Genomic DNA, 7,116 nt, shown 5'->3' on the forward strand with positions numbered 1-7,116 from the left:
GAACATGAAGCCGGTCTTCGTCACCTGCACGACGACATCGACGGGCTTGCCGTCGCGCATCAGCGTCGCCAGCGTCGGTTGCGCCGGCAGATCGTAGTCCCAGACGTCGTGATGCACGGTCTGGAAACTCCAGACGACGTCGCCCGTCTCCGCCTTTAGCGCCACGACGGAATCCGAATAGTCGTTGTCGCCCTTGCGCAGCCCGCCAAAGAAATCGGGACTCGGGCTCGTCGTCGGCAGGAAGACGAGGCCGCGTGCCTCATCGACCGAGATCGGCGCCCAGACATTCGCGTGTCCGGTGTGCGCCGCTGCGCCGGCGGGCCAGCTTCCCGGTTTTTCCATGGCGCCACGGGCCACCGGATCGAAGCCCCATTTCAACGCACCCGTGCGCGCGTCGAAGGCGCGGACTGTCCCCTTCGGCGCATCGGCGCGGCGGTTGTCGCTGATCGACGAGCCGACGATCACCGTGTCGCGTGTAACAACCGGCGGTGAGGTCATTTGAAATTCACCGGCCCAGACGAGTGGCCTGTCCGCGCCTGCGTCCACTATGCCCGGTCGCCCGGAATCGGCGCCGAAGCCCGAGCATGGTTTTCCGGTTTTTGCATCGAGTGCGATGAGACGGCCATCGACCGTTCCCATGAAGATACGGGCTGCGCAGGCGCCTTCAGGCGCGGCGGCCGCATCTTTCCAGTAGGCGACGCCGCGGCAGACATATTGATTGCCGGGTTTGCGGTCGAGCGCGACATGCGGATCGTAGCTCCAGCGCTCCTTCCCCGTCGCCGGATCGAGCGATACGACGCGATTGAAAGGCGTGCAGAGGATCACACTGTCCTCGACGAAGATGGGCGTTCCCTCGAAGGCATAGCGCTTCTTCACGTCGTCGGGCTTGCCGATCAGGTCGCCGGTTTGGAAGCGCCAGGCTTCCTCAAGCTTGCCGACATTGGCAGGTGTGATCGCATCGGCGCCAACATGGCGCTGGCCGCCCGCGTCTCCGCCGTAGTGATCCCACTCTTCAGCGCCGACGCCGGACATTCCGGACAAAAAGACGGCGGCGGCAATGAGCCCCATCCACCCGACGAATTTTCCCATCCTTGCCTCCCCGCAAAGCTTGCTGAATGAATCATTCATTCATATTATGCCCAGGTGCGATTGGAAAGCGAGTCGAAATGCAGAAGACTGAAGTGCGCCGGAAAAAAAGCCGCCCGAAGCCCGGGCGGTTCGAACAGATTGCCGAGGCGGCCATCGCCTGTTTCAGCGAACTCGGCTACCGCCGCACCCAGGTGACAGACATCGCTACGCAGATGGGCGCCGCCACCGGCACGCTCTACCTCTACGCGGAGAGCAAGGAGGCCCTGCTCCACCTCGCCATCATGCGAATTTGCGGCCGCTCCTTCGAGGAGCTGGCTGCGCCCCTTCCGACGCTCCCCATGAGCGAAACGGTGGCCCTTCTTCGGGCCGCCGTCAGCGAACGCAGCCGCTGGCCGGTGCTGGATGCGGCTCTTGCCCGTCCCTCCGCGCCGACCCGGGGGGACCTCGAAGCCATCGGACTGGAGTTCTATGACACGCTGGCCGTGGAGCGACGGGCGATCTGGCTGATCGACCGCTGTTCGCTCGACATTCCGGAACTGGGAGAATTGCATCGCAATATGATGCGCGGCGGCTATCTTTCGGCTCTGATCCGGCTGCTGGAGAGACAGAGCGACTGGCCGACGGAGCGCATTGCCATCGCCGCGCGTTGCGCCGTCGAAATGGCGTCATGGACCGCGATGCACCGCCGTCGCGGCGACCGGCTTCACGCCGACGGGATCATGCCGGCTGACGAGGTCGAAATCAGGAAGGTGGCAGCGCAATGTTTCGCCGCTGCGCTGACAGCCGTCTCGGATTGACGAATCGGCTGAGCGAATCGGGTCAAGCCACCGAAAAGCTTCAACCTTCCGACTGGATTTGACGAATGGCTTCTTCCATGAGATCGCTCATGGCACGGCGGATTTCGTGGTCCGATTGGGCAATACCCTTTTGATCGAAATCGCCGCGCAGCTTGCGGAACACGTCCTCGTCACCTGCCTCCACGAGATCGGCCTTCACGACCTCCTTCGCATATTCGGCGATGGCGTCGCCCTTCAGCCCGAGCAGTTCGGCCGCCCACTGACCGAGAAGCCTGTTACGGCGCGCAGACGCCTTGAACTTCAACTCGGCGTCGTGGGCAAACTTGTTCTCGAAGGCTTCTTCGCGCTTGTCGAAGGTGGACATGAGGCTAAACGCTCCAAAGGACTGCCCTCGCGCCTGGTTGCGCCGGGACTTCAATTGAGGCTTAGGCATAACCGCGCGCGGCGCTCAAATCAACCGTTCTGGCCGGTTGAATGATGCAGGTCGCAAAGCGCTCTAAGTTCCTGATTTTTCGGTAGAAAGGCGAGTTTGTAGCCGCTGGCTGCACTTTCATTGTATCGCCGGGAGCCATAGAGTAACTTGCGCGCGAGCCGGAAGGACGATTCCCCTCGTCCCGCCGCTCTCCGACGCCCCGCGGAACGATCTTCAAGCTTTAGCCCTCTCCCGGGGCCAACCGATTGGATTTCATCACATGAGCCGGCGCAGACGCGTTTACGAAGGCAAGGCCAAGGTTTTGTACGAAGGCCCCGAGCCGGGCACGCTGATCCAGCACTTCAAGGACGATGCGACCGCCTTCAATAACCAGAAACATGCGACGATCGAGGGCAAGGGCGTCCTCAACAACCGGATTTCCGAATACATCTTCACGAAGCTGAACGACATCGGAGTGCCGACGCACTTCATCCGATCCATCAACATGCGCGAGCAACTGATCCGCGAAGTCGAGATCATTCCCTGCGAGGTCGTGGTTCGGAATGTCGCCGCAGGTTCGCTGTCTAAGCGCCTCGGCATCGAGGAAGGGACGCCGCTCCCCCGCTCAATCATCGAATTCTATTACAAGAATGACGAACTCGGCGATCCCATGGTGTCGGAAGAGCACATCACGGCCTTCGGCTGGGCGACCCCGCAGGAGATCGACGACATGATGGCGCTCGCCTTGCGCATCAACGATTTCCTCGCCGGTCTCTTCCTTGGCATCGGCATCCGCCTCGTCGACTTCAAGGTCGAATTCGGCCGCCTTTATGAAGGCGACATGGTGCGCGTGGTGCTGGCCGACGAGATCAGCCCGGACAGCTGCCGCCTCTGGGACATCCGCACCAATGACAAGCTCGACAAGGACCGTTTCCGCCGCGACATGGGCGGCCTTATCGAGGCTTATCAGGAAGTTGCGCGCCGGCTTGGCATTCTCTTCGAGAACGAGCCCAAGCGCCGTGGACCGACCCTCGTAAAGTGACTTTAGCTGGGCATACGACCGGCACTTGCAAGTGATGAGAGAGACCGACATATGAAGGCCCGGATCAAGGTCATGTTGAAGAACGGCGTGCTCGACCCGCAGGGCAAGGCGATCGAGGGTGCCCTCGGTTCGCTGGGCTTCGACGGCGTCGCCAGCGTGCGCCAGGGCAAGCTCTTCGAAGTGGAGCTTGCCGAGAAGGATCCCGCAAAGGCGCGCGCCGCCCTCGACGAGATGAGCAAGAAGCTCCTCGCCAATACCGTGATCGAGAACTACGCCATCGAGATCGACGAGAAGTAAGCAATGAAATCCGCCGTCATCGTCTTTCCGGGATCGAACCGCGAGCGCGACATGCTCTACGCGCTCGAGAAAATCACCGGCGAGAAACCCGTCTCCGTCTGGCATACCGAGAAGACGCTTCCCAAGGTCGACCTCGTGGTCCTGCCCGGTGGCTTTTCCTATGGCGACTATCTCCGGACCGGCGCCATCGCGGCGCGTGCGGCGATCATGGACGACGTCCGCAAGAAGGCCGATCAGGGTGTACACGTCCTCGGCGTCTGCAACGGCTTCCAGATCCTCTGCGAGGCGGGGCTCCTTCCCGGCGTTCTCGTCCGCAACAGCCATCTCAAATTCGTCTGCAAGCATGTGAAGCTCGAGGTCGCAAACGCCTCGACCGACTTCACGAACAAGTATAGCCAGGGTGACGTCTGGCGCTGCCCGGTCGCGCATGGCGACGGCAACTACTTCACTGATGCCGAGACGCTGGCCCGCATCGAAGGCGAAGGTCGCGTCGTCTTCCGCTATGCGGAGGGCACCAATCCGAACGGCTCGCTCAACGACATCGCCGGCATCATCAACGATCGCGGCAATGTCATGGGTCTGATGCCCCACCCCGAAAACGAAATCGAGCCGCTCAATGGCGGCGCGGAAGGGCGCAATCTCTTCGAGAGCGTGCTGGAGGCGGTTGCGTGATACCCAACGATGTAAAGATCACTCCCGAGCTCGTCGCCGAACATGGCCTGAAGCCGGACGAATACCAGCGCATCCTCGACCTCATCGGGCGCGAGCCGACGCTGACCGAACTCGGCATCTTCTCGGCGATGTGGAACGAGCATTGTTCCTATAAATCATCGAAGAAGTGGCTGCGCACGCTCCCGACGACTGGTCCGCGCGTCATCTGCGGCCCCGGCGAGAATGCCGGTGTCGTCGATATCGGCGATGGCCAGGCGATCATCTTCAAGATGGAAAGCCACAACCACCCCTCCTATATCGAGCCCTATCAGGGCGCGGCGACGGGCGTGGGCGGCATTCTGCGCGACGTCTTTACGATGGGCGCGCGGCCGATCGCGGCTCTGAACGCACTCCGTTTCGGCGCCCCCGAGCATCCGCGCACACGGCACACGGTGTCGGGCGTCGTCGCGGGCGTTGGCGGCTATGGCAATTCCTTCGGCGTGCCGACCATCGGCGGCGAAGTGAATTTCGACGAGAGCTACAACGGCAATTGCCTCGTCAACGCCTTCGCGGCGGGCCTTGCAGATGCCGACAAGATTTTCTATTCGCAGGCGAAGGGCGTCGGCCTTCCGATCGTCTATCTGGGCTCGAAGACCGGCCGCGACGGCATTCACGGCGCCACAATGGCGTCCGCAGAATTCGGCGCGGACTCCGAGGAGAAACGGCCGACGGTGCAGATCGGCGATCCCTTCTCCGAGAAGCTGCTGCTCGAGGCCTGCCTCGAACTCATGGGCTCGGGCGCCGTCATCGCCATTCAGGACATGGGCGCCGCCGGCCTCACCTGCTCCGCCGTCGAGATGGGCGCCAAGGGCGATCTCGGCGTCGAGCTCGATCTCGACAAAGTGCCCTGCCGCGAAGCCGGCATGACGGCCTATGAGATGATGCTGTCGGAAAGCCAGGAGCGCATGCTCATGGTTCTCGATCCCAAGCGCGAGAAGGATGCCGAGGCGATCTTCCGCAAATGGGGCCTCGACTTCGCGATCATCGGCTGGACGACCGACGATCTGCGCTTCCGCATCAAGCAGCACGGCCAGGTCATGGCCGATCTGCCGATCAAGGAGCTTGGCGATCAGGCGCCGGAATATGACCGGCCCTGGATCGCGACGCCGAAGCCCGCCGCGCTCGCCCCTGCCGAGGTGCCTGCGCCGAACGATCTCTCCGAGGTCCTGCTGAAGATCGTCGGCTCGCCCGACCAGTGCTCGCGCCGCTGGGTCTGGGAGCAGTACGACCATCTCATTCAGGGCAATACGGCCATTGGGCCGGGGGGCGACGCCGCCGTGATCCGTGTCGGCCATTCGGGCAAGGCGCTCGCCTTCACGCTCGATGTCAGCCCCCGTTATTGCGCCGCCGATCCGGTCGAGGGCGGCAAGCAGGCCGTCGCCGAATGCTGGCGCAACCTCACCGCCGTCGGCGCGGAACCGCTCGCCATCACCGACAACCTCAATTTCGGCAATCCCGAAAAGCCCGACATCATGGGCCAGTTCGTGGGCTGCATTCAGGGCATCGGCGAAGCCTGCCGCGCCCTCGACTTCCCGGTCGTCTCCGGCAATGTCTCGCTCTACAACGAGACCAACGGCAAGGGCATCCTGCCGACCCCCGCCATCGGCGGCGTCGGCCTACTGCCCGATATGGGCGCTCGCGCCACCATCGCCTTCAAGGCCGCGGGTGAAGCGATCGTCGTTATCGGCGAGACGAAGGGCCATCTCGGCCAGAGCATCTATCTGCGCGATATTCTCGCGCGCCGCGAAGGTGCGCCGCCGCCGGTCGACCTCGCGGTCGAGCGCCGCAATGGCGACTTCGTGCGGGCCGAAATCCGCGCCGAAGGGCTGACGGCCGTTCACGACGTCTCGGATGGCGGGCTCTTCCTTGCCCTCGCCGAAATGGCGATGGCAGGCGGCATCGGAGCCAGGGTCGAGGCGCCCCGGGATCTGCCGCTTCATGGCTGGGCCTTCGGCGAGGATCAGGCGCGCTACGTCGTGACCCTGCCCGAAACCATGGTCAAGGACCTGCTGGCCCGCGCGGCCAAGGCGGGCGTGGCGGCCACCCGCATCGGTGCGACCGCAGGTCACGAATTGACACTGGATGGCTGCAATCCCATATCATTGCAGCGGCTCAAGGCTGCGCATGAGGGCTGGCTGCCTGCCTATATGGCGGCGGCCCCGGCGGAAGCCCTGTAAGGCTCTGAAAGCAGGAGAGTCGCGACATGGCGATGAGTGCGGGTGAGATCGAGCGCCTGATCAAGGAGGCGATACCGGATGCCAGGATCGACATTCGCGATCTCGCCGGCGATGGCGACCATTATGCCGCCAATGTGGTCTCGGCGGCCTTCAAGGGCAAGACACGGGTGCAGCAGCACCAGATGGTCTACAACGCGCTGAAAGGCGGCATGGGTAACGAACTTCACGCCCTCGCCTTGCAGACATCCGCACCGGAAAATTGAATCCAACACCAACGAGCGACGCTCACAAGCGCGCGGAAGGACATCAGATGAGCGACAATCCGGTCTTCGACCGCATCCGTCAGGAAGTCGACAGCAACGACGTGGTTCTCTTCATGAAGGGCACGCCCGTCTTCCCGCAATGCGGCTTCTCGAACGCGGTCGTTCAGGTGCTGACCTATCTCAACGTCCCCTTCAAGGGCGTCAATGTTCTGGAAGACGCCGACATCCGCCAGGGCATCAAGGATTTCTCGGACTGGCCGACGATCCCGCAGCTTTATGTGAAGGGTGAATTCGTCGGCGGCTGCGACATCGTCCGCGAGATGTTCGA

At 62.9% G+C, this 7,116-nt stretch carries 9 protein-coding genes; 7 read left to right on the top strand and 2 right to left on the bottom strand.

The window, feature by feature from the left end:
- Positions 1-1,089 (bottom strand): PQQ-binding-like beta-propeller repeat protein (locus tag VMR03_RS12330; protein WP_325405625.1); only part of this gene is annotated, 1,089 nt, incomplete at its 3' end.
- Positions 1,090-1,166: 77 nt separating this feature from the next.
- On the opposite strand from VMR03_RS12330, the gene VMR03_RS12335 reads away from it, so the two are divergent.
- Complete coding sequence (locus VMR03_RS12335; RefSeq protein ID WP_325405627.1) at positions 1,167-1,886, top strand: helix-turn-helix domain-containing protein; 720 nt, start codon at positions 1,167-1,169, stop codon at positions 1,884-1,886.
- Positions 1,887-1,926: 40 nt separating this feature from the next.
- Here VMR03_RS12335 and VMR03_RS12340 read toward each other — a convergent pair whose 3' ends face one another.
- On the bottom strand, positions 1,927-2,250 hold the full coding sequence (locus VMR03_RS12340; protein WP_325405630.1) for a DUF1476 domain-containing protein: 324 nt from the start codon (positions 2,248-2,250) through the stop codon (positions 1,927-1,929).
- A gap of 328 nt (positions 2,251-2,578) precedes the next feature.
- Here VMR03_RS12340 and purC point away from each other — a divergent pair, with 328 nt between their 5' ends.
- The 6 genes from purC to grxD form a co-directional block, all read left to right on the top strand.
- The gene (gene purC / locus VMR03_RS12345; RefSeq protein ID WP_325405632.1) at positions 2,579-3,340 is read left to right on the top strand and encodes a phosphoribosylaminoimidazolesuccinocarboxamide synthase; all 762 of its coding nucleotides are present in this window, start codon (positions 2,579-2,581) and stop codon (positions 3,338-3,340) included.
- Positions 3,341-3,391: 51 nt separating this feature from the next.
- Positions 3,392-3,637 (top strand): phosphoribosylformylglycinamidine synthase subunit PurS, encoded by a 246-nt coding sequence (gene purS, locus VMR03_RS12350; RefSeq protein ID WP_325405634.1) that lies wholly within the window; start codon positions 3,392-3,394, stop codon positions 3,635-3,637.
- 3 nt (positions 3,638-3,640) lie between these two features.
- Positions 3,641-4,309: a phosphoribosylformylglycinamidine synthase subunit PurQ gene (purQ, locus tag VMR03_RS12355; protein WP_325405636.1), complete on the top strand. Its 669-nt coding sequence runs from the start codon at positions 3,641-3,643 to the stop codon at positions 4,307-4,309.
- A complete protein-coding gene (gene purL, locus VMR03_RS12360) occupies positions 4,306-6,525 on the top strand; it encodes a phosphoribosylformylglycinamidine synthase subunit PurL (RefSeq protein WP_325405638.1) in 2,220 nt (739 codons plus the stop codon). The genes purQ and purL overlap by 4 nt, the downstream gene beginning before the upstream one ends.
- A gap of 26 nt (positions 6,526-6,551) precedes the next feature.
- Entirely contained in the window at positions 6,552-6,788 is a 237-nt protein-coding gene (locus VMR03_RS12365; protein ID WP_325405640.1) for a BolA family transcriptional regulator, read from the top strand.
- A 47-nt stretch (positions 6,789-6,835) separates the two neighbouring features.
- Positions 6,836-7,116: Grx4 family monothiol glutaredoxin (gene grxD, locus VMR03_RS12370; RefSeq protein ID WP_325405642.1), on the top strand; the 281-nt coding region annotated here is incomplete at its 3' end.

Source organism: Parvibaculum sp. (assembly GCF_035511255.1).
In the GTDB taxonomy this organism is placed as follows: Bacteria; Pseudomonadota; Alphaproteobacteria; order Parvibaculales; family Parvibaculaceae; genus Parvibaculum.

Bases quoted from the DNA above. Each gene is read 5' to 3' on its own strand.
- VMR03_RS12340 (WP_325405630.1), bottom strand. From the start codon at position 2,250: ATGTCCACCTTCGACAAGCGCGAAGAAGCCTTCGAGAACAAGTTTGCC.
- purC (WP_325405632.1), top strand. From the start codon at position 2,579: ATGAGCCGGCGCAGACGCGTTTACGAAGGCAAGGCCAAGGTTTTGTAC.
- purQ (WP_325405636.1), top strand. From the start codon at position 3,641: ATGAAATCCGCCGTCATCGTCTTTCCGGGATCGAACCGCGAGCGCGAC.
- purS (WP_325405634.1), top strand. From the start codon at position 3,392: ATGAAGGCCCGGATCAAGGTCATGTTGAAGAACGGCGTGCTCGACCCG.
- VMR03_RS12365 (WP_325405640.1), top strand. From the start codon at position 6,552: ATGGCGATGAGTGCGGGTGAGATCGAGCGCCTGATCAAGGAGGCGATA.
- VMR03_RS12335 (WP_325405627.1), top strand. From the start codon at position 1,167: ATGCAGAAGACTGAAGTGCGCCGGAAAAAAAGCCGCCCGAAGCCCGGG.